This is a genomic window from Planococcus sp. SE5232 (genome assembly GCF_050686535.1).
In the GTDB taxonomy this organism is placed as follows: Bacteria; Bacillota; Bacilli; order Bacillales_A; family Planococcaceae; genus Planococcus.
The window spans coordinates 757,826-779,115 of the sequence record NZ_JBOGCP010000001.1 but is presented as its reverse complement, the minus strand read 5'-3'; the positions used below and the strand labels follow the sequence as shown (position 1 = coordinate 779,115).

The 21,290-nt window shown below is 47.0% G+C and carries 18 protein-coding genes; 8 read left to right on the top strand and 10 right to left on the bottom strand.

The genetic code is table 11. The features are described from left to right. Positions 1-95 precede the first annotated feature (95 nt). Positions 96-1,034: a nuclease-related domain-containing protein gene (locus ACRC6Q_RS03725; RefSeq protein ID WP_431465839.1), complete on the top strand. Its 939-nt coding sequence runs from the start codon at positions 96-98 to the stop codon at positions 1,032-1,034. A 159-nt stretch (positions 1,035-1,193) separates the two neighbouring features. On the opposite strand, the gene ACRC6Q_RS03720 is transcribed toward ACRC6Q_RS03725, so the two are convergent. Continuing rightward, complete coding sequence (locus ACRC6Q_RS03720; RefSeq protein ID WP_223640018.1) at positions 1,194-1,757, bottom strand: NADPH-dependent FMN reductase; 564 nt, start codon at positions 1,755-1,757, stop codon at positions 1,194-1,196. Positions 1,758-1,909: 152 nt separating this feature from the next. Next, positions 1,910-3,733, bottom strand: a complete 1,824-nt coding sequence (locus ACRC6Q_RS03715) for a cation:proton antiporter (protein WP_223640015.1) — start codon at positions 3,731-3,733, stop codon at positions 1,910-1,912. 147 nt (positions 3,734-3,880) lie between these two features. Here ACRC6Q_RS03715 and ACRC6Q_RS03710 point away from each other — a divergent pair, with 147 nt between their 5' ends. Together ACRC6Q_RS03710 and ACRC6Q_RS03705 are read left to right on the top strand one after the other, a co-directional pair. After that, a complete protein-coding gene (locus ACRC6Q_RS03710) occupies positions 3,881-4,063 on the top strand; it encodes an SE1832 family protein (RefSeq protein WP_142827060.1) in 183 nt (60 codons plus the stop codon). Between the two features lie 37 nt (positions 4,064-4,100). Then, the gene (locus tag ACRC6Q_RS03705; RefSeq protein ID WP_223640012.1) at positions 4,101-5,666 is read left to right on the top strand and encodes an ABC-F family ATP-binding cassette domain-containing protein; all 1,566 of its coding nucleotides are present in this window, start codon (positions 4,101-4,103) and stop codon (positions 5,664-5,666) included. A 42-nt stretch (positions 5,667-5,708) separates the two neighbouring features. Here ACRC6Q_RS03705 and ACRC6Q_RS03700 read toward each other — a convergent pair whose 3' ends face one another. The 3 genes from ACRC6Q_RS03700 to ACRC6Q_RS03690 form a co-directional block, all read right to left on the bottom strand. Then, entirely contained in the window at positions 5,709-7,163 is a 1,455-nt protein-coding gene (locus ACRC6Q_RS03700) for a phospholipase D family protein (RefSeq protein WP_431465838.1), read from the bottom strand. 130 nt (positions 7,164-7,293) lie between these two features. Further along, positions 7,294-7,830, bottom strand: a complete 537-nt coding sequence (locus ACRC6Q_RS03695; RefSeq protein WP_223640006.1) for an RNA polymerase sigma factor — start codon at positions 7,828-7,830, stop codon at positions 7,294-7,296. 760 nt (positions 7,831-8,590) lie between these two features. Then, the gene (locus ACRC6Q_RS03690; protein WP_223640003.1) at positions 8,591-9,835 is read right to left on the bottom strand and encodes a CNNM domain-containing protein; all 1,245 of its coding nucleotides are present in this window, start codon (positions 9,833-9,835) and stop codon (positions 8,591-8,593) included. Between the two features lie 149 nt (positions 9,836-9,984). On the opposite strand from ACRC6Q_RS03690, the gene ACRC6Q_RS03685 reads away from it, so the two are divergent. The 4 genes from ACRC6Q_RS03685 to ACRC6Q_RS03670 all read left to right on the top strand — a co-directional run bounded on the left by ACRC6Q_RS03685 (position 9,985) and on the right by ACRC6Q_RS03670 (position 14,119). Then, on the top strand, positions 9,985-11,361 hold the full coding sequence (locus ACRC6Q_RS03685; protein ID WP_431465837.1) for a dipeptidase: 1,377 nt from the start codon (positions 9,985-9,987) through the stop codon (positions 11,359-11,361). A 78-nt stretch (positions 11,362-11,439) separates the two neighbouring features. Continuing rightward, positions 11,440-12,012: a glycerol-3-phosphate acyltransferase gene (locus ACRC6Q_RS03680; protein ID WP_431465836.1), complete on the top strand. Its 573-nt coding sequence runs from the start codon at positions 11,440-11,442 to the stop codon at positions 12,010-12,012. Positions 12,013-12,106: 94 nt separating this feature from the next. Continuing rightward, positions 12,107-12,964, top strand: a complete 858-nt coding sequence (locus tag ACRC6Q_RS03675) for a DegV family protein (protein WP_431465835.1) — start codon at positions 12,107-12,109, stop codon at positions 12,962-12,964. A gap of 135 nt (positions 12,965-13,099) precedes the next feature. Next, the gene (locus ACRC6Q_RS03670) at positions 13,100-14,119 is read left to right on the top strand and encodes a DUF2804 domain-containing protein (RefSeq protein WP_431465834.1); all 1,020 of its coding nucleotides are present in this window, start codon (positions 13,100-13,102) and stop codon (positions 14,117-14,119) included. Between the two features lie 108 nt (positions 14,120-14,227). Here the strand turns inward: ACRC6Q_RS03670 and ACRC6Q_RS03665 are convergent, their stop codons facing one another. Then, on the bottom strand, positions 14,228-14,941 hold the full coding sequence (locus tag ACRC6Q_RS03665; RefSeq protein WP_223639979.1) for a glycerophosphodiester phosphodiesterase: 714 nt from the start codon (positions 14,939-14,941) through the stop codon (positions 14,228-14,230). A gap of 10 nt (positions 14,942-14,951) precedes the next feature. Beyond that, on the bottom strand, positions 14,952-15,806 hold the full coding sequence (gene kynA, locus ACRC6Q_RS03660) for a tryptophan 2,3-dioxygenase (protein WP_223639976.1): 855 nt from the start codon (positions 15,804-15,806) through the stop codon (positions 14,952-14,954). Positions 15,807-15,943: 137 nt separating this feature from the next. On the opposite strand from kynA, the gene ACRC6Q_RS03655 reads away from it, so the two are divergent. Next, entirely contained in the window at positions 15,944-16,459 is a 516-nt protein-coding gene (locus ACRC6Q_RS03655) for a YusW family protein (RefSeq protein ID WP_223639972.1), read from the top strand. 93 nt (positions 16,460-16,552) lie between these two features. Here ACRC6Q_RS03655 and ACRC6Q_RS03650 read toward each other — a convergent pair whose 3' ends face one another. From ACRC6Q_RS03650 to ACRC6Q_RS03640, 3 genes are all read right to left on the bottom strand, one after another. Next, positions 16,553-17,398 carry a GNAT family N-acetyltransferase gene (locus tag ACRC6Q_RS03650; protein WP_431465833.1) on the bottom strand — a complete coding sequence of 282 codons (846 nt, stop codon included), beginning with the start codon at positions 17,396-17,398 and terminating at the stop codon, positions 16,553-16,555. Positions 17,399-17,552: 154 nt separating this feature from the next. Continuing rightward, positions 17,553-19,379, bottom strand: a complete 1,827-nt coding sequence (locus tag ACRC6Q_RS03645; protein WP_431465832.1) for an ABC transporter ATP-binding protein — start codon at positions 19,377-19,379, stop codon at positions 17,553-17,555. Next, positions 19,372-21,099, bottom strand: a complete 1,728-nt coding sequence (locus ACRC6Q_RS03640) for an ABC transporter ATP-binding protein (protein ID WP_223639963.1) — start codon at positions 21,097-21,099, stop codon at positions 19,372-19,374. The genes ACRC6Q_RS03645 and ACRC6Q_RS03640 overlap by 8 nt, the downstream gene beginning before the upstream one ends. Between the last annotated feature and the right edge of the window lie 191 nt (positions 21,100-21,290).

Below are 21,290 nucleotides of genomic sequence, written 5' to 3'. Positions count from 1 at the left end.
AACTGCATTACCTTGAAAATAAAGTCGGAATATTCTTGATTTCATTAGTCGATAACGCTATATTATTTTAAACTCCCTTGAAAGGAATGATGTGTTTGCAACTGTTTGAACGCCGGCGGCCTAATATCCTTATTTATTTGGAAGCATTGCTTGCCCGAACCCCTCTCCATCATCCAACCTATGCCGATGTAAAAGAAAAAGTGAGGACCTGGACCGCTGGATATGCCGGCGAAAAGTGGTTTGGCCGACTCTGGCATGATTATGCAAATGATGAAGTCTTCAGAGTTATCCCCGACTATGCTATTCCTTCTCATCAAATGGATGCCGTCTGTGTTTTTTCCAAATTCATTGCCATTATCGAGATTAAAAACATCGGTGGAGTCATTGAAATGGACGGAACGACTCGGCAATTCACCCGCACACTGCATACAGAAACCATGGGTATGAGAAATCCCGACGATCAGCTTTATCGCCATGAAAAAAAGATCCGGCAGCTGACCAACTATAAGATTCCTGTTATCGGCATTGTTGTATTTACAAATCCCTCAAGCATCCTCAAGCTCGAAGCTGTTGAACGACGAGTTATCCATCTCTCCGGGCTCCCATTTGTATTAGATCAATTGATTGAACAACATGCCACCTACCCGTCGTTTGATGTTCCCCAACTATGCGATCTTCTCCTGGCTTACCAATGTCCACCCACAGCCTATCAGTCCGAACCCATTACTTTCCCATTACAAACCGGTGTTTTTTGTTCCGCATGCTCTTTTTCGAAAATGGTCTATTCCCGCGATTTATGGCGGTGCCTCAATTGCAGCCATAGGCAGCAGGATGCTCATTTATTAGCCCTGCAAGATTATCGCTTATTAGTTGCAAACACTATTTCGAATCAGGAATTCCGGAGCTTTACGGAGATGGAGTCAAGGTCGAACGCTGTGAAAATCTTAAAGCGCTGCGGTTTCAAAACTGTTGGCAACTATAAAAGCCTCAGATATATGATTCCTGAGATGGACTTGCGGAATAAAGCCAAATAGGGAGGAAAATCGTATTTCGGGCTCAATGGATCATATATGCGTGGCTGTGGATCGTATCCTATTCCTAACGAGTCGTATTTCCAGGCTTATGGAACGTATTTCATTTCCAGCGGAACACAAACAAAAAAACCTCCCACACAGGGAGGTTTTTCTCATCAATCAATGATTATCCAGCGTTTCTTTCGATAGATGCTTGCTCATCTCGGCGTATTGCACGAAGACACGCGCCAGTTCGCGCAGGCGGTTGTGGACGTCTTCGTTGGTGATGGTGTTGGTTTCGTCGAAATGGCTGCTGTGGGTGTAGACGTAGTTCGGCGTCACCAGGCAGCGGAAGTAATCGAGAATCGGCTTGAGCTGGTTTTCAATGACCAGATGATGCTGATACGTGCCGCCGTTCGCCACGATCGATACCGGCTTGTAGCGCATCGTGCGCGGATGCAGCATATCGAAAGTGTTTTTCAAAACACCGGGAATCGACCCCTGGAAAATCGGGGACGCGATGATATAGCCGTCAGCGTCTTCAAAGCGGCGGACGATTTCCTGCATGCTGTCGTTGTATTCGCCGAGTGGGCGGCCATCGACGAATTGATGGTCATAATCGGCCAGCTTTAATATCGTCAATTCCATTTCGGGATTGAATTCTTTGATGTAGATCTCCACCTGCTCCAGGATAGCCCCGGTCTTGCTCCCCAGAATCGTTCCATCTACTAATAAAACCTTCATAATCCTATGTCCTCCTCAGAATGCGTAAAGTAACTGTCGGTTGTCTGTTTTGAATTCGTATCATTACAATAAAATCCGAAACAATCCGTTTGTTTTCATCATAACAAACCCTGTTTCACAATACGCATCGAAAAGCTTAGAAGGGAATGATTTCATTCTTTAGACTGAGTGGCGAGTTTGAAGCGTTTGTTTTCCAAGCGCTCTTGTGCACGGTCCGACTGGCGGGCCGGTGAAGTGAAGCTGACAACGGTATCTCCAGCTTTCGGTTCAAGCTTATTGTTTTGAGCGAAGAATTCAATTTTTCCTTGTGGCCGCTGGATAAAGAGCGGAATGTTTTCGCCGGTCCATTTGCCTTGGAAATCTTCAAAACTGAACCGCTCCGTCAACTGCGTTTTGCGCATCGTATAACCTTCTTCCGTCTTCATCTCCAATTCGTGGATGTTCCACGTCTCCCCGAACAGGGTCCGTCCGCTCAATGAGGAGTGGAAATCGGCCGGATCTCCTTGGTGAATGGCCGTCTGGTACAGATTTGCCCGGCCCAGTTCCGGTACGAAGTTATTGACGACAAGCGCATTGTAGGAATCGGTTTCAGTGGCGACGATCATCGTCTCATATGGCGTCAATTCCACTTCGTAATCTGTGTGCTCCGATAGGATTTCACCGGCATAAGTCTTCAAGCCAACCTGACGGGCTCCTTGGAGACGGCCCCAGGACGGATCCATGATCAACACGTTTTTATTGAGATTAGCCAGTGCTTCGCCAAGCTTGGTTGCGAACCGGCTGGCACCCACGATGATGATGCCCGGATCGTCGGCCGTCGCCAGGCCAAGCTTTCTTCCCAGCCAGCCGATGGTGAAGCCGTGGACCACAACCGTCGAAAAGACCAGCGCGAATGTTAGGGCGGTCAGCAGTTCTGCATCCGCGAAACCGGCATCGAGCAGAACTCCCGCAAAATAACCGGAAACCGTCAATGCCACAATTCCGCGCGGCGCAATCCAACCGACCAGTGTTTTTTCCTGAAGGGTCAAATCGGTGCCGATCGTCGACAGCCAGATGGACAGTGGACGAACGACGAACAACGTCGCCAAGACGAATGAAATGATTTGCCAATTGAAGATTCCGATCAATACATCAAGACTTAAAGAAGCCGTCAGCATGACAAAAATACTGGAAATCAACAGGACAGAAATATTTTCCTTGAAATGGCGCATGTCGTTGATCGAGGCGATGTTCATATTGGCCATGATCATGCCCATAGCGGTAACTGCCAACAGCCCCGTTTCGTGCATAATCAGATCCGACACGACAAATGTCAGCAGCACCATACCGAATACCATCGGGGCTTTCAGAAATTCCGGGACCTGTCCTTTCTCGAACATCAGCCCCATCAGCCCCCCTGCTCCTGCGCCAAGTGCGGCGGCAAAAAGCGAGGCCAGGAAGAACAGGCCAAAAGCGGCGGCTGTTTCGTCGCCATTAGCGAACAGCACAAACTGGAACGCAAACAAAGCCAGCAGTGCCCCGAAAGGATCTACGATAATGCCTTCCCATTTCAAGATGGCGGCTGGTCGCGATTTCAGCTTTGCCTGCCGAAGCAGCGGCAGAATCACCGTTGGGCCGGTGACGATGAATAGTCCACCGATGACAAAGGCTACCGCCCAGGACAATCCGGCGATATAATGCGCTGCCAGCGACCCGACGATCCAGGCGATAAAAGCACCAAGTGTAACGATCCGTAAAATCGGTTTGCCGAAAGTGCGGATTTCCTTGAAATTCAAGTTCAAGCTGCCTTCAAACAAGATGATGGCGACTGCCAACGAAATAAAGGGATTGAACAGATCTCCGAAACTTTCAGCCGGATGGATCACTTCGAAAATCGGTCCGACAAGGAGACCCGCGATCGACATCAGGACAATGGCAGGAAGCTGAAGACGCCAGGCGACCCATTGGGAGAGCACTCCCAGAAAAATAATTAGCATCAAGTCGAATAATAGGGTATCGATGGCAAGTCACTTCCTTTTGTTCTTTTTTTGGAATTATACAGGTTTTATATAATGAATGAAAATCGTTAAGGATTCAACTTTTGTGTTTTTGTGTTACAATGGTAGAAAAATAAGGGTGATTTTGTGAACAAGCAGGAATTGGAATACGCGATTGCTGAGCTGAAGATGGATTATGTGCGCCATCAAGGTGATATCGAGAAGCTGGAAACGACTGGACATGCCGGAATGGTAGAGAAAGCGGAATTGCGTTTGGAAAAAATGGAACTACAACTTGCGGAATTAAACCAAAAACTCGCGGATCTGTAACCGCGATTTTTTTTATGATAATGGAGGAATTTATTAAATGAGTTTATTGACAGTAGAAAATTTAAGCCACACGTTCGGTGACCGGACCCTTTTCAACGATGTATCGTTTCGATTGGTCGAAGGTGAACATGTAGGATTAGTCGGGGCCAATGGCGTCGGGAAATCGACAATGATGAATATTTTAACAGGCAAGATCATCCACGATGACGGGCGCGTTGAATGGCAGCCGCGGACCCATTACGGTTACTTGGACCAGCACACCCAGCTGCAGTCTGGACGCACAATCCGCGAAACCCTTCAGGACGCGTTCCTGCCTCTTTACCAGAAAGAAGCGGAATTGAACGATGTCGCCATGCAAATGGGTGATGCCGATCCTGAACGGCTGGAAGAACTGCTTGAGCAGATGGCGGAAGCACAGGACGCTTTGGACGCTGGCGATTTTTACACATTGGACGGCAAAGTCGAAGAAATTGCACGCGGCTTAGGCCTTGATGCAATCGGGCTTGACCGCAATGTGGAAGCTCTTTCCGGTGGACAGCGCACCAAGCTGCTATTGGCGAAATTGCTTCTTGAAAAGCCGAAAGTATTGCTTTTGGATGAGCCGACCAACTATCTGGACGAAGAGCATATTCAATGGCTCGTCAATTACCTGAAGAACTATCCGCATGCCTTCCTGTTGATTTCTCATGATACGGAATTCATGAGCAGTGTCACAAGCGTCATTTTCCACTTGGAATTTTCACGTCTGACGCGTTATACAGCGACTTACGAAAAATTCATCGAACTTGCTGAGCTGAGCAAGCAACAGCATTTGGACGCTTACGAAAGACAGGAAGACATGATCAAGAAAACCGAAACCTTCATCGCGAAAAACAAAGCACGCGCTTCTACAACCGGCCGTGCCAAGTCACGCCAGAAACAGCTGGACCGCATGGATCGTATCGACAAACCGGAAGTTGCGGCAAATCCGCAATTTGCATTCAAGGAAACACGCAGCCCGAGCCGCTACGTCGTTGAAGCCGAAGCGCTTTCCATCGGCTATGACAAGCCGCTCTTGCCACCATTGACCTTTATGATCGAACGCGGTGAAAAAATTGCCCTTGTCGGTATGAATGGTGTGGGGAAATCGACTTTGCTTAAAACGATGCTCGGCAAAATCAAGCCTTTGGACGGCGATGTGCTTCGCGGTGAATATTTGACTCCGAGTTATTTCGAACAGGAAGTCAAAGCACCGACGCATACACCACTCGATGAAATCTGGGCAGCTTATCCGAGTATGGACCAAGGCCAGGTGCGCGGCGCTCTTGCCCGTACTGGTTTGAAGAACGAACATATTTCGCGTCCAATGACTCAACTGAGCGGTGGCGAACAAGCCAAAGTCCGCCTTTGCAAATTGATGATGGAAGAAAGCAATTGGCTGATTTTCGATGAGCCGACCAACCACTTGGATATCAATGCAAAAGCTGAACTAAAACGGGCGATGCAAGCTTATAAAGGCACCATCGTTCTGGTAAGCCATGAACCTGACTTCTACGAAGGCTTGGCAACAAAAGTCTGGGACGTTGAAGAATGGATTACAGCCGGCAAACCGGTACAATCGTAATAACAAAAAAGCCTCTTCCGGTTTTTCCGGAAGAGGCTTTTTTCAATACGTCGTCAATTTGAACAGTTTTTGGAATCCATAGATGCCGCGTTGCCAAAATGTGAAGTCATCTTGGTATTCTTCAGTATCCAATGTATATAAGGCATCTTCATTGTTCCAGAGCCGATCAAAATAAGTTTCCATATCTCCAGTCAGTTCGCTGTCGTTTGGCGCCACAATCCTGATATTGCTTTCCAGATTATAATCATTGAACGCCCGCTCGGTGTAATTTGTGGACCCGCCCGAAACGATTGTTTCGTCCGATGTTTGGATCATGATGGATTTTGTATGGAATTGTCCGACAACCGCATTATACCAGCGTACCTGCAGACGATCTTCCGTTTCAGCCAACATCTCATGGACCACCGGCCGGTTCGGTAAACCTGTCTTTTCAGTACCAAAAGCATTTTCATTGGCGTCCAGGATCAAGCGGACCTCCACTCCGCGATTGGCTGCGTCCGTCAAAGCCTTGACCACACTGCTTTCAGCGATGTAGAACATCGCCAATTGGATGGTGTCGCCTTCTGCCGTTTTTTCAATATCCGAAAGCAAAGCATCCAACACTTTCCGTTCCGTCAAGTATTGCACTTGATAGTCTCCCTGTTGTTCAGCCACTTCGATTCTGGGCAGCTCCGGCCCACCTGAAAATCGGGATACGGCTTCCTCTGCTTCCAAAATATCATTGACAACCGGTCCGCTGACCTTAAAGGCCATATTGCCATGCAAGCCACTGGCATTATGGGGATTCGCCGAACTGATCAATGCCTCATTTTCCGTAATGACCGTTTTCCGGTGATTGGCTTTAATATTCATCATCTTCAAGTAAGAAGACAAGGTTAAGTCAGGTGCATCACTCGACATCCCGTTCGGTACCCAGCCTTTTCCGCCAGCATCAAACCATTGGAAAATCACCCGGTAAAATCCCGAATACAGTGGCGTAGAATCTCGCAGCTTGTCCAGGTCTGTCGTAATGACTTCGACGCCTTCGTCTTCCAACGTGCCCAAAAATTGATTTTCATAAGATCCGTAGCCAAAGTTCAGCGGATCTGTAATAAAATAGATAGGGAAATCCGGATTTCCTTCTTTTTTGTCGAGTAAATGATCCGTCAAAGTTTCCGATACCGCTGGAAAGTCCGTATCCTGGTCATTGTAATTATCAAAAAGGAAAAGATCCAGGACGATGAATTCTTCCGCCTCATCGATCATGTCATAAATTTCATTGAATATCCGTAATTCGCTTTCAGTTTCCATACCTTCTTTATCTTGCGCGTAAGATAAATCATAAATCATTTCAACCTGTTCAACTGCATGGAGGTCACCTGCGCTTGAAATCCCTTCAGGCAAAGGCTTGAAAGTCTGCCACACGATGACTGCGATATACAGGAATGCCAGAATACCGACGGTGCCCATAACAATCCGCCTTCTTCTGCTCCAATCCTGAAACTTCTTCTTTTTCATGGACTTTCCCCCTCCTGTTTATTATAACCAGTAAGAGAATAAAATCCTTATAATATTTCCCATAAAAAAATCACCGAATTTGTTGGCAGTTTCCGACAATTCCGGTGTTGCAATATACGTTTTTTCAATTTTAAATAGCTACCACATATTCGCGTGTACGATCGTCTTCCATCAGCATGTCTTTCAAGCGCTGCTTACCGCGGAAAAGGCGGGATTTCACTGTTCCAATCGATACTTTCATCGCGTCTGCGATTTCAATCAGCGAATATTGATGGACGTAGAAATAGAGGATCGTCGTGCGGTAAATCGTGTCCAGCTCTGAAATCTTGTGGCGGATCATGACAGATACATCCTGTTTCTCAAGCAATTCAGCTGCACCGGCTGAATCAGAAGGAATCAGATCCAATAACGAAACATCCAAGCCTTCTGGCTGTTGAATCAGGTGTTTGCTGCGCCGTACATTTTTGCGGTAACGATCACGGAACGTATTCATGCAGATTGTCGTCAACCATGCCTTTACATGATCCACTTCAGCAATCGAAGATTCATAGCGTACAACCTTCAGCCAAACTTCCTGCATCAAGTCCTCCGCTTCGGCTTTATTGCGTGTCAGTTTCAAGCATAAATGATAGATGTACCGATTATATTCTGTGTATAAGGTTTCCATGATCGTGCCCCCGTCCGTTCTGCTTGTCCAGCGGAGCTGTTGTTGCTTCCGCTTTCTCTTATATCCTTATCTTGACGGAAGTTTACCTTTCACTCTATCGCTTCTACTTTCATTTCCCTTACAAAGGTGTAATATAGGGAACTTTTTATAAACCGGGTTTCTCCTCGTTTGAATCCAGCCTGAACGAAAAACCCCCTGTCCGAGGACAGGGGGTTTGAGCTTGTAGACAAAAGAATATTGATGTCATTTAAAGAATGAATATACATTTTATTATGTTTATACCGGATCCTGTGCTTCAGGCGGACGCTTTCCGCGGGCTCGCGCCGAACTAACTCGGACTGGCGCCCGAGTGGATTTCGGCACTTCGCTGTCCCCGCAGGAGTCGCCGCCTTGCGCTCCGGATCCTTGAGTGAAGGAGTTACCAGGTTTGTTGTGATTATTCTTTCTAAAATTGACTAGCAAGTTTCTCTCTTTAATTGAAGCAACACACCCCCAAGCGGGCTGGCCACGAAGACTCCTGTGGGACAGCGATAGCTGAAGACCCCGCAGGAAAGGCATTGGTCGAAATTTGTGAGGTCAAGCCTTTGCGACGAAGCTAGCGCAGCGATGCAGGAGCATGGGTTTTCCAGTGACGAGGAGGCTGAAGCTGAGCCCACGGAAAGCGGAGTGGCCGGACCGCTTGGGGATTATGCACCCCTATACATTTTGGTCAAACTTTGTCTACAGTCTGAAACCCCCTATCCGAGGACAGGGGGTTTCTCTATGCTAATACTTCTTCTTTATCTGTTTTTGTAATGGTTAAGCGCACAATACGGTTACGGTCCATTTCGTTGATTTCAACGTGAAGGTTTTCATAGGTGAACTGTTCCCCTTCGTCCGGCACATGCCCCAATTGCTGCATGACAAAACCGGCGATGGTGTCGTGGTCATTGGGTACTTCCACTTTGAACATGTCATTGACGTCTTCAATTTCAAGACGGCCATGGCATGACAATAAGGTGTCCGTCATTTCAAAGACCAGTTCATCGTCTTCTTCATCTGTTTCATCTTCGATATCCTGGCCGATCATTTCTTCGATAATGTCTTCGTGCGTGACAATTCCAAGCGTTCCACCGTATTCATCCAAAATAACAGCCATATGCTTTTTCTTCGCCATCATCATCTTAAAGACTTTTTCAACGCTGACCGACTGGACTACAAATAGCGGGTTATCGTCCATCAATTCTTCCAGTGTCAAGTTCGGATTCATTGACCATTCGATCAGTTTCTTCGAATAAAACAAGCCGACGACATTGTCCATGCTTTCTTCATAAACCGGATAGCGTGTGTAGGAGGAATCCAGGATCAAGTCGCGAACTTCTTCATAGGTCGAGCCGATTGCAATGCCCACTGTATCGGTTCGGTGAGTCGACATGACGTCCGATACGTCTTTATGGGGGAAATCCAAAACCCCTTTGATGCGCTCGGATTCACCTTCTTCAAACGTACCTTCCGTCGATGCAATGTCAACCATCGTCCGCAGCTCTTCTTTTGTCATAGTCGCTTCCTTCACCGAACCTTTGGAGATGATGCGGATAAAAATATTCGTGAATTGTGCCAGCAACCAGGTCAATGGCATCAGAATGACGACCAGGAAACTGATGACCGGGAATACAATGTAAGCTACTTTATCAGCAAATGTCGCCGCAATTGTTTTCGGCAGCACTTCTCCGAAGATAATAAGGACAATCGTCAGAATAGCCGTCGCAAGCCCGACTTCCCATCCCCTGGTAATTGCAATAGTGGTCACTAAGGTCGGAAGCATGATGTTGGCGATGTTATTGCCGATTAAAATTGTCGTAATCATTCGGTCCGGCTTCGCAATTAATTTCTGCAGTTTCTGCGCCTTGGCGTCACCCTGCTCTGCGCGAAGATGGACCTTCATCCTATTTACTGCGGTCAATGCCGTTTCGCTTCCGGATAGGAAGAACGACATCACCAAAAAGATACCTAATGCTATAAACAATTTTATTTCCTCCAGTGCCTTAAACACATAATTTTACGAACTCTTTCCGTAGTAAACACTATACCACAGCCAATTTCCACTTGTCGAAAACCAAAACTTGGTATGTTATAATTTTTTCATACTCAAAATACACGAATCGAGGGATCCTGATGAACGCTCAAGCGATAGACCAATACTTCAAAGACAACCGGGAAGCACACCTGGACGAATTAAAAACGTTTTTGCGCATCCCTTCTGTCAGCTCTTTATCCGAACATAAAGCGGATATGCAAAAAGGGGCTGAATGGCTGATCACCGCATTTGAAAGTGCTGGCCTGGAAAACGCAAAAATCGATGAAACCGATGGACATCCGGTTGTTTATGCTGACTGGCTGCATGCAGAAGGCAAACCGACCGTATTGGTTTATGGCCATTACGATGTCCAGCCAGTGGATCCACTGGAGCTGTGGGAATCTCCTCCATTCGAACCGCAAGTGCGCGACAACAAACTGTACGCCCGTGGCGCAAGTGATGACAAAGGCCAGGTATTCATGCACATCAAAGCTGCTGAAGCTCTTCTGAAACTGAATGGCGAATTGCCGGTCAACATCAAATTCATCATCGAGGGCGAAGAAGAGATCGGCAGTCCCAATCTTCCGAAATATGTCGAAGAAAATCAGGAATTATTGAAAGCTGATGTCATCGTCATTTCCGATACCGGCATGCAAGGGCCCGGACGCCCAGCTGTCTGTTACGGATTGCGTGGGCTTGCCGGCATCCAAATCGATGTCAAAGGGCCAAAAGGCGATCTGCATTCCGGACTATACGGCGGCGCAGTCCAAAATCCACTGCATGCCATCGTTGAAATCCTGCAATCGTTCCGTGACCAGGAAGGCTTGATTCAAGTGGACGGTTTTTACGATGACGTACTCGAAGTCTCCGATAAAGAGCGTGAAGAATTTGCAGCGCTTGAATTCGATCTTGAGCATGAGAAAAAAGAGATCGGCATTTTAGAAGACTTCGGCGAAAAAGGCTATTCTTTTGTAGAGCGCACATGGATTCGTCCGACACTCGAAGTCAACGGCATTACCGGCGGCTTTTCGGGTGAAGGCATCAAGACCGTTTTGCCTGCAGAAGCCAGCACGAAAATCACCTGCCGTCTGGTGCCGAATCAGGATCCCGACGATATCGTCGCAAAATTGAAAGCGCATGTGGAATCCCATAAACCTGCAGGCGTCTCAGTTGAGATTTCCGAGTTCGACAAAGGGAAACCTTTCCTCACTCCTTTCGACCATCCTGCGATCCAGGCAGCCGGCCGCTCGTATGAAAAAATCTATGGTGTACCGACTGCATTCACCCGCATGGGTGGCTCCATTCCAATCGTTGCTGCATTCGATGAGATTCTTGGCTTGCCGATCGTCTTGATGGGCTTCGGGCTTGCTTCAGAGAATTTCCATGCACCCAACGAACATTTCCATCTGGAAAACTTCGATAAAGGCCTTCGTGTCATCAGCGATTATCTTTTCGAAGCTGCAGAGCTAAACTAAACTTTTCCATCAAGGCCTTCCCGCTCTGCAGGGGAGGCCTTTCTACTCTGCTTTACTATCAAAATTGGAGGCTTCCTCATGATCGCATACTGGCTATTTTCTTATTTTATCGGTAATTTTTTGACAGCCTGGTGGATCGGCAAATGGAAAGGCGTTGATCTGCGGCAGCAGCGCAGCGGCAACCTGGGAGCTCGGAACGCCGGTGCCATCCTTGGAAAATCTGCTTTTATTTTGACTTTTCTTGGTGATGCCGGCAAAGGGGCGCTGGTTGTCTGGATCGGCTTCTTTTTCGATTTCCCGATCTGGGAAATCGCTGTTGCGGGTCTCGCTGTCATTCTTGGCCATCTATTCCCGTTTTGGCTCAAATACCGCGGCGGCAAAGGAATCGCCGCTTTCATCGGTGTCACGTTCTGCTTAACGCCGGATTTGTTTTTGGCGATGCTCATTCTCTTCCTGGCATTTTATCCTTGGCTCAAAAGCGCGACACTTTCGATGCTTGCCAGCTTTTCCGGTTTTATCGCAATGGCCATCATCCTTCAGGTCTGGCTCATTATCTGGCCCTTGATTGCAGCTGTTTTTATTATTGTAATTAAACATAAATCCGATATTATAGAATCGTTCAACAACCGATTCCGCGCTTCTTCTTTGTAAGTAATTCACCTTCGACGGCTATTGCTACCGCAGAAATATTATCCATGTTATAGTTTTTGTATTCTAACTATTCTAAAAAGACGGGGGTTATATCATGAAAAAGCCGATTGCGTGGGTTATGGATACCACAGGATTTGTTACAGAGGAATTCAAGGCCCATCCGGACGTCTACATTGTTCCGTTGAACATTCATTTTGGGACCGAAGAATACATTGATGATGGGGTGGATCTGACGAATGACGAACTTTATCGACGGATAAAGGAGGCATCCGAATTCCCCAAAACCTCCCAACCATCCGCCGGTAAATTTGCCGAACTTTACGACAAACTCAAAGAAGAATATGAATGCGCAATTGCCGTCCACGCTTCTGCAAAGCTCAGCGGAACGATTGCCTCTTCTACTGCCGGCGCTGAAATGAGCGAGTTTAAGGTCTATGCAATCGACTCACTCGCGCTATCCTATGGCTTGTCAGGCTTGATCGAGCGTGGCCTCAAACTTCAGGAGCAGGGACTTGAAGCTGAAGAAATCGCGCAACGCCTGGAAAAGGAAACTGCAAATTTCCGCAACTACATTTTGATCGGCAATCTGACACAGTTATACAAAGGCGGCCGAATGAGCGGTGCCCAGTATTATTTGGGAAGCCTGCTGCAGATTAAACCGATTGTTCAGCTTACTTCTGAAGGTGAACTCCAGCCGATCGACAAAGTCCGATCCCACAAAAAAGCAATTCAATATTTGATCAATCATGCGAAAAAAGATTACGAGGAGTTTGGCATCCGACACTTCCAGATCATGCATGGCCATGTGATGAAAGAAGCCGAAAGCCTAAAACAAGAAGTGTTGAAAGAGATGCCGGATGCTGAAATTCTAATCGGAGACTTGAGCTCATCACTTGCTGTCCATGCAGGAGAAGGAACACTTGCCTTCCAGTGGAGACGGGACGCTTTGTAAAAGAAAACTGCGACTAATGACATATGCGTTATTTTTATTTTTCAGACTTTTCGGCTGAACCGGCCCTCCCTAAACGGATATTCCTCTTTTGTTCTGCTACAATAAGAGTAGAAGAATGATGGTGAGGTGGATTTAATGCAACATGTGGAACGAGAGCTTACTGAATTTGTAAAACTTTGTGATGCAAGAGGCCAATTAAATCCAAAAGCCATTGGGTATGCCAAACAGCCATTGGTGGAAAGCAATTTACGCGGCAATTTCATGCGGAAGAAAAAATGGAATTATTGGTGTGTGTTCGGAGATGAAATCCTGTTTTCGGCTACGATTTCCCATCTGGATTATGCAACTGTCTGCTTCGTGTACTTCCTTAATTACGAAACGCAGCGGTTTTATGAAAAAACGATTGTAGTTCCTTTTACGCGACATGTAAAACTATCTGAAAACGCATTGGATCCTTGCTATTTCCGAAGTGAAACCATGACAATCGAATCAGTATATAGTCAGGACGCTACACATTTAACAGTCAGCGTCAAAGAATTTGATGGAGAAGATCTGGAAGCGCTTTTAGTCATTTCCCATCCCGAAGATTATGAATCCTTAAACGTCGTGGTCCCTTGGAATCGCCAAACTTTCCAATTCACCGGCAAACATACATCCCTGCCGGTCAGTGGGATGGTGAAAATCGGCAGCCAACAGTTTGAATTTGAAAAACTCGATAGCTTTGCCGTATTGGATTACGGCCGCGGCGTCTGGCCGCGGGAATCCGTTTGGAACTGGGGAATGGCATCCCAACGCTCGCTCGGAAAAGTGATCGGCCTTAATTTAGGCGGTAAATGGACCGATGGCACAGGAATGACCGAGAACGCTTTTTTCGTAAATGGCAAAATGACGAAAATCCATGAGGATGTTTTGTTCCATTACGATAAGGAAGATTATAAGAAGACGTGGCTGATCCACAGCAAATTTTCCGATGATGTCAGACTGACGTTCTCCCCATTTTTTGAACGTGTTTCCAAAACCGATGTGCGTCTCGTCAAATCGGAAGTCCATCAATGTTTCGGCTATTATAATGGTTATGTCCGTTATCCCGATGGCAAAAAACTGAAGATCACCCAGCTTCTCGGTTCCATCGAGGAGCATTACGCCAAATGGTAAACCAAAAAGACGAATCGGAGAAATCCGATTCGTCTTTTTTAAGGAAAAAATATAAACTATACAAGTAGTGGAGCAATTTCATCAAAATATAATTACGTAGTTTAACTATCAGCTGAAATGTGCCAGCATCTTTTCGGGGTAATCCGTAAAGATGCCGTGGACTCCGATTTTTTGCAGTTCTTCTGCGTAAGTCTGGTCATTGACTGTATAGACATAGACTATGGCACCCTTGCGCAAAGCGTCTGTAGTCATTCTTCTGAACGCCGATGGCAAGGAAACATGGATTCGCTTCGTCCCAACAATACGGGCATAATCGTAGACATCCACCAGGACTGCAAAGGTCAGGATGGCGCTTTCCACTTGTTTTCCCAGGACAATGGATTGAACGTCTTCGTGGTTAAAAGAAGAGATCAGCACACGATCCGTAAATCCGCGCTTTGCAGCCAGATCGACCACTTTATCGGCTAATCCATCGTACGGGAAGACATCTGTCTTCAATTCGATATTCAGCCGATGGTTGGTTTCTTCAAAAATATCGAATACTTCGTCCAAGGTCGGAATTTTTTCATCGTTCCATTCTTCGGAATACCAGGAACCGCAATCCAGCTCCCTCAGTTCTTTTAAAGTCATTTCTTTTACATAACCTTTGCCATTTGTCGTGCGGTTAACTTTTTCATCGTGAATGACAACGATTTCGCCGTCTTTGGTTAAATGCACATCAAGCTCGACACCCGTAATCGGCAATTCAGCCGCTGCACGAAAGGCTACTAATGTGTTTTCCGGATAATTCCCTGAGCAACCTCTATGCGCGTAAATCTTCACAAAACCCCTCCTAAATATCTGTCCGTATTTCCCATAATTCCGGGAAGAAATATTGATCAAGAACTTTCTTCAAATAGTTGACTCCTGATGAGCCGCCAGTTCCTTGCTTAAATCCAATCACGCGCTCCACCGTCTTCATATGACGGAATCGCCATTGCTGCAGCCAATCTTCAATATCCACTAATTTCTCTGCCAATTGGTACAACTCCCAATAGGTATCCACATCGCGATAGATGGTTTTCCATGCTTCGCGCACACTTTCGTTGGATTCGTAGACCATGCTGACGTCCCGTTCCAGTATTTCCTGATCGATGGCAAATCCGCTTCTGGCCAGTTTTTGGATCGCTGCATCATAAAGGCCCGGCGCATTGAATGCCTTTTCAAGTTCCACATGAAGCGGCGCATCTTTTTCATAGATCTTCAGCACATGTTTAGTTTTGTAGCCAAGGGCAAATTCAATCATTCGATACTGATAAGACTGAAATCCACTGGCATTCCCCAAATCATCGCGGAACTCCATGTATTCAGCAGGCGTCAGCGTCGACAGCACATCCCAGCCTTGGATAATTTGCGATTGGATGCGTGACACCCGTGCTAATTGCTTGAATGCCGGCTGCAGATCGTCGTTATTGACATTGTCGATGGCCGCCTGCAGTTCATGCAAAATCAGCTTCATCCATAGCTCTGAAACCTGGTGGATGATGATGAATAAGGTCTCATCATGATGTCCACTGACCCCTTCCTGGGCTGTCAACAGCTTGTCCAAGTGCAAGTACTCCCCATAAGTCATGCTTTCCTTGAAATCTGTGCGGATGTTCTTTTCGGCTGCTGCGGCGATATTCTGTCCATTTTCGTAGTTGTTCATCAAAGTTGCTCCGTTCAATCTCGGCTTGTTCTCTGCTGGGCTCAGTTGGTGCCTTTTCTATAAGCTATTGATTAATTCCAGAAAATTCGGGAATGTGCATAGTAATAAGTATAAGCTAAGGGAAAGGATGAAATCAGATGATCTTCAATAAAAGAAATATAATGGCGCCTCTGCTGTTTTCTTCTGCTTTGCTGTTAGCCGCCTGTGGTGATGACGAGCAAGTAACGGAACCTGTGGACAACGAAAGCCAAGAACAGCCTGCCGATCCTGGAGGCACGGAAAATGCCTCTCCTGAAGGCGGATTGGACCAGGACAGCATCGGTGGCGAAACATTCGGTTTCACCGAGCTCGACATCAATGTCGACTACCCTGATATGGATGATATGATCGAAATCAGCTATGAGGAGGACCGCGATAAAGTTGAAGCTGAATTTAAAAACCAGATGACGGAAACGGATTTATCTGGAAATGATGCCATGGATGAAATTGAACCCGGACTCAGCCAATTGGAGCTGACAACGGATACTTCCGATGACGAAGTCATCACACAAGTCATTGACGCTTTTGGGATTGAGGACGGATTTACTGAAATTGAAATCGAAGTCACATATCCTGACGGCACAGATAAAGAATACAGACAAACCAGCAATTGATTCAGTCTCTGGATGAACTTTAAGCTTGTGTTGCATCAAAACCCATTCGCTTACCCGCCTTACCTGAGCCGGGAACCTGCGGATGGTTTTTTGTTATACGGTTTTACGCTTCCAATAAGAAATGGTTTGTATCCGCATGAATCCTGATTTTTCGTAGACATGTAATGCTTCATTATCCGTTTCGACATCCAACAGGACTTTCGTCAACCCCCGCTCGGAAGCAAGCACCCGGCACCATTTCAAAAACGCTTTGCCATAGCCCCTGCCTTGGTGAACAGGATGCACAGCAAAAGCCGTCACCCACAATGCCCCTTCTTCAGTCAGCAGCGTGGCAGTGGCAACCAGCTGGTTTTCTTTCTTAAGCAGCCAAATCTCCCTTTCCGGATCCACCAAATTATGCTCCAGAATCGGCAGGATCGTATCATCAAATGCCGCCGTCAGCAACTCGGCCAGCGCTTCATCTTCCCCTTCGTAAGGAACAATTGCCAGTCCTTCAGGCAAAGGATTTCCGGATAATGGTTCTGCAGAAAGAAGGATTTCATTGAAGTCTGGACCGTAGCCGATCTTTTCCATGAATGCAGCAATTTCGGTGTCGTCTGCAAAAGCCGCCAACTCGCTTTCAGCCTGGCGCTGCGACAAGGCGTGGGATACACCATCTGCCAAAGCCGTCCCAAGCGAAATTCTGCGGTAATCCGGATGGACAAACAGTGACCACTCGTAATGATGCAGCCCGACCATATCCGCCGCTGCGGCAAAGCCGATCAGTTCTTCCTGATCCGTGTAGGCAATCACAGCAAAGCCTCTTGCCTCCGCTGCCCTCCATAGGGATGGATGAAGGACCATTCTTTGCTGTTCCGGCAGTTTCTCCAGCAATTGTGCCATGTCCCCCGCTGTTTGTTCATCTACCGGAAATGAAACGATTGATAACGATAAATCCATTGGGATGCCTCCTCAGCTTATGCGTTAACATTCAATGGCATTGAACTTCCGATTGAATGAAATGCCTCTTTGTTTTTATCGTATCATATAGCCTCTGGAATGTAAGGAATGCTGCGAAAAAAGCCAAGTCCATTTAGCTGGACTTGGCTCTTCTTTATAATTGTGCGTCAGCCAGCATATTGGCGTAAATGCCGCCTTTGTCCAATAATTGCTGCTGTGTGCCTGATTCCACCAGTTCTCCCATCTCCATAACCAGAACCAAATCGGCTTTTCGCACCGTATTCAATCGATGGGCGATGACAAAGCTGGTACGCCCAGCCATAAGCCGCTCCAATGCTTCCTGTATCTTCAATTCGGTGACGGTATCGATGCTGCTCGTCGCTTCATCCAGCAACAGGATGACCGGATCGGCAATCAAGGCGCGGGCAATCGACAGCAATTGCTTCTGGCCCTGGCTGATCATTGAACCGTCTCCAGTCAAGATCGTGTCATAGCCATTCGGCAGCTTTTCGATAAAGTCATGTGCGTTTGCACCTTTTGCCGCCTCCACCACCTCTTTATCCGTAGCGTCCAATTTGCCGTAGCGGATGTTGTCACTGACGGTCGCTTCGAAGAGAAAAGGGTCCTGCAGCACGAAAGCGATTTGCTTGCGCAATGTTTCACGTGGCATGTCAGCAATCGGCGTGCCGTCCAACCGGATTTCTCCTTCATTGGCATCATAAAAGCGCGCCAATAACTGCATAATTGTTGTTTTCCCTGCACCGGTTGCCCCGACAAGCGCCGCGGTTTGGCCAATGCCGACGGTGAAGCTGACATCACGGATGGTCCAGTCTTCTTCTGTTCCTTCGTATTTAAAGGACACACGGTCGAAGATCACTTCGCCTTCCAATTTCTTTTCGACATTGAAGACCTGGTCATCCTTTTCTTCCGTCTCATCCATGATGGAGAAAACCCGTTCAGCGCCGGCGATTGCCGACAGGACGGTATTGAACTGGTTAGCCAGGTCGTTCAACGGACGTGTAAATTGCCGTGAGTACTCCGTAAAAATCACGATGACACCGATCGATACAGAACCATTGAGCGCCAGGATCCCCCCGACACCGGCCACAATCGCAAAACTGCCGTTGTTGAGGAAGTTCATCACTTTTGGAATGAACCCGGCATAGGTCCATGCCCAGAATCCTGCACGCCGGAGCCGCTCACTTTTCTCCCGGAACTCTTCCATCACACGCGGTTCCTGAGAAAAGGCTTTGATGATTTTTTGTCCGGAAATCGTTTCTTCAATCATTCCGTTCAATTCCCCGATCGCTTTCTGCTGCTCTTTATAGAGGCGGCCTGTGCGCTTGGTGATCCATTGAATGGAAATGTACATGAGCGGAATGATGATCAGCGTCAATAACGTCAATAACGGGCTAAGCGTCAGCATGACGATTGCCGTACCGGTCAAGGTCAAAATGCTTGAAAACACTTGGATGAAGGACGTGTTCAATGTCGAAGAAACATTTTCGATATCATTCGTCATCCGGCTCATCAATTCTCCATGCTGGCGCTTGTCAAAGAAAGTGACAGGCAAGCGCTGGAGGTGTGAAAAGAGCCGCGTCCGCATGCGGAAAATCACCTGCTGGGCAATCCCCACCATCCAAAAGTTCTGCAGGTACAGAGAAACGGAATGGCCGATATACACGACAATCAACCACAGCACCACAATTCCCATCCCATTGAAACTTTGCGGAACAATGTATTCATCGATGATGAAGCCGATTAAATACGGACCAAGCAGGGCCAAAGCCGAGCTGACGAAAACAAGCGCCACTACCACGATCAGCAGGAAGCGCTGCTCATCCACCAGTCTCCAGATTTTCAGCAGCGTCGATTTCCAATTTTCCGCACGCTCTGTTTTCTTGTCGTCTTTCTTTTTCTTCAAGTCTTCCTTGGTAAGGATCGGTTCATGGCCGAAAGGACGGCGAATCGCATCAAACATATTCATCAACCTCCTCTTCCTGCTGGGACATTGCAATCTGGCGATACAGTTCGGAGCTCTTCATCAGCTCTTCATGCGTCCCATAAGCTGAAATCATGCCATCTTCCAACAGCAAAATACGGTCGGCTCTCATCGCCGTCCTGATTTTTTGCGTGACCATCAGCATTGTCGCTTCTTCCCGGTCCAGCTCTTCCCACAACGCCGCCTCGGTTTTGACATCCAACGCACTGGTGCTGTCATCCAAAATTAAAATCGAAGGCTTGCGCACCAAGGCGCGCGCAATGGACAGCCGCTGTTTTTGGCCCCCGGATAAATTGACGCCTTTTTGTCCGACGCGGGTAAAATACCCTTTCGGAAAACGTTCCACCGTTTCATGGATCTGGGCCTTGATGGCTGCATCAGCCAGTTCCTCCTGCACCACTTCATCTTTGCCCCAGGAAAGATTATTGGAGATAGTTCCTGTAAACAGAAGCGATTGCTGGGGCACGATGCCAATCGTTTTGCGCAATGCCCGCAGCGACCATTTCGTGACATCACGGCCATGCACCGACACCGTTCCCTCAGTTCCATCATAAAACCGTGGAATCAGCTGCAGCAAAGAGGATTTCCCCGATCCTGTCGCTCCCATGATCGCCAGTTTTTCATTGGCTTTCAAATGGAAAGAGATATTTTTCAGCACAGGCCGGGTAGTTTCCGGATAGGTGAACGAAACGTTATCGAAACGGATTTCACCACGGTGGATGGCTTCACTTTCTCCAACTTCCTCTTTTTCACGGATATCCTCCGCCAGCAGCACTTCTTCAAGCCGCTCGGAAGAAGCTTTCGCACGGGCAAAAATCATGATGATGAAGGAAAACATGGAGAAAGCACCTGTCATCCGCATCGCATAATTGACGATGGCCACCAGTTCACCGATCTGTGCTCCGCCGCTCCGAATTTCAAATGCCCCGAACCATAAAACAGCAAGCAAGGAAAGGTTCATACCGAACAATAAAATCGGCAGGATGATTTCCATGATCCTGAAAGCTTTTACAGTATCTATTTTTAGAGAGCCTGCCACTTCTGCAAAGCGATTGGTTTCGTATTTCCCACGAAGGTAGGCTTTGATCAGACGCACAGCCTGCAGATTCTCCTGAACGATCCGGTTGACCCGATCCAGCCGTTTTTGGACAAAACCAAAATAGCTGACTCCTTTTTTGACCATGACATACAGAAAAATAAGCAGAAATGGAAAAACAATCACCAAATAGAAAGCCAGTTTAGGATTGACGACAAATGCCATGATCATACTTCCCACCACAAGCAAAGGAGCACGCAGCATAATCCGCAAGCCCATATACAGAACCTGCTGGACCAGCGTTACATCGCTCGTCAACCGTGTGATCAAACCGGAAGCCGGAAATTTATTGAACATGGCCAATGAAAATGATTGGATGCGTCCGTAGACGGCCTGCCGAAGATCAAATGAAAAGCTTTGCGAAGCATGCGCCGCAAAATAAGAATTGACGATTCCGGAAACAAAAGCGATGACGGATAAGGCCATCAACACGATTCCCAACTGGATGATGACGTCCTGATCCCTTGCCACAATTCCTTCATCAATGATGCTGGCAATGACAAGCGGCTGCATCAATTCAACCGTCAGTTCCAGAAGCATTAAAATCAGTGCAATCACAATATAAAATTTATATGGTTTGGCATATGAAAAAACTGTTTTCATGGACGTGCCTCCTAAACGTTTCGATACTCGAACCTTTGTACTGAATAGTATGCCATAATTTTCAGATATCGAATAGAGATTTCTATTTTGGCACGTAAAAGCGATGCCGTTTTAAGCGGCATCGCTGACATTAAAATTATATAGGCAGCAATCAGCAAAACTAGTTTTGCTCAGAGTGTAGACAAAGCCTG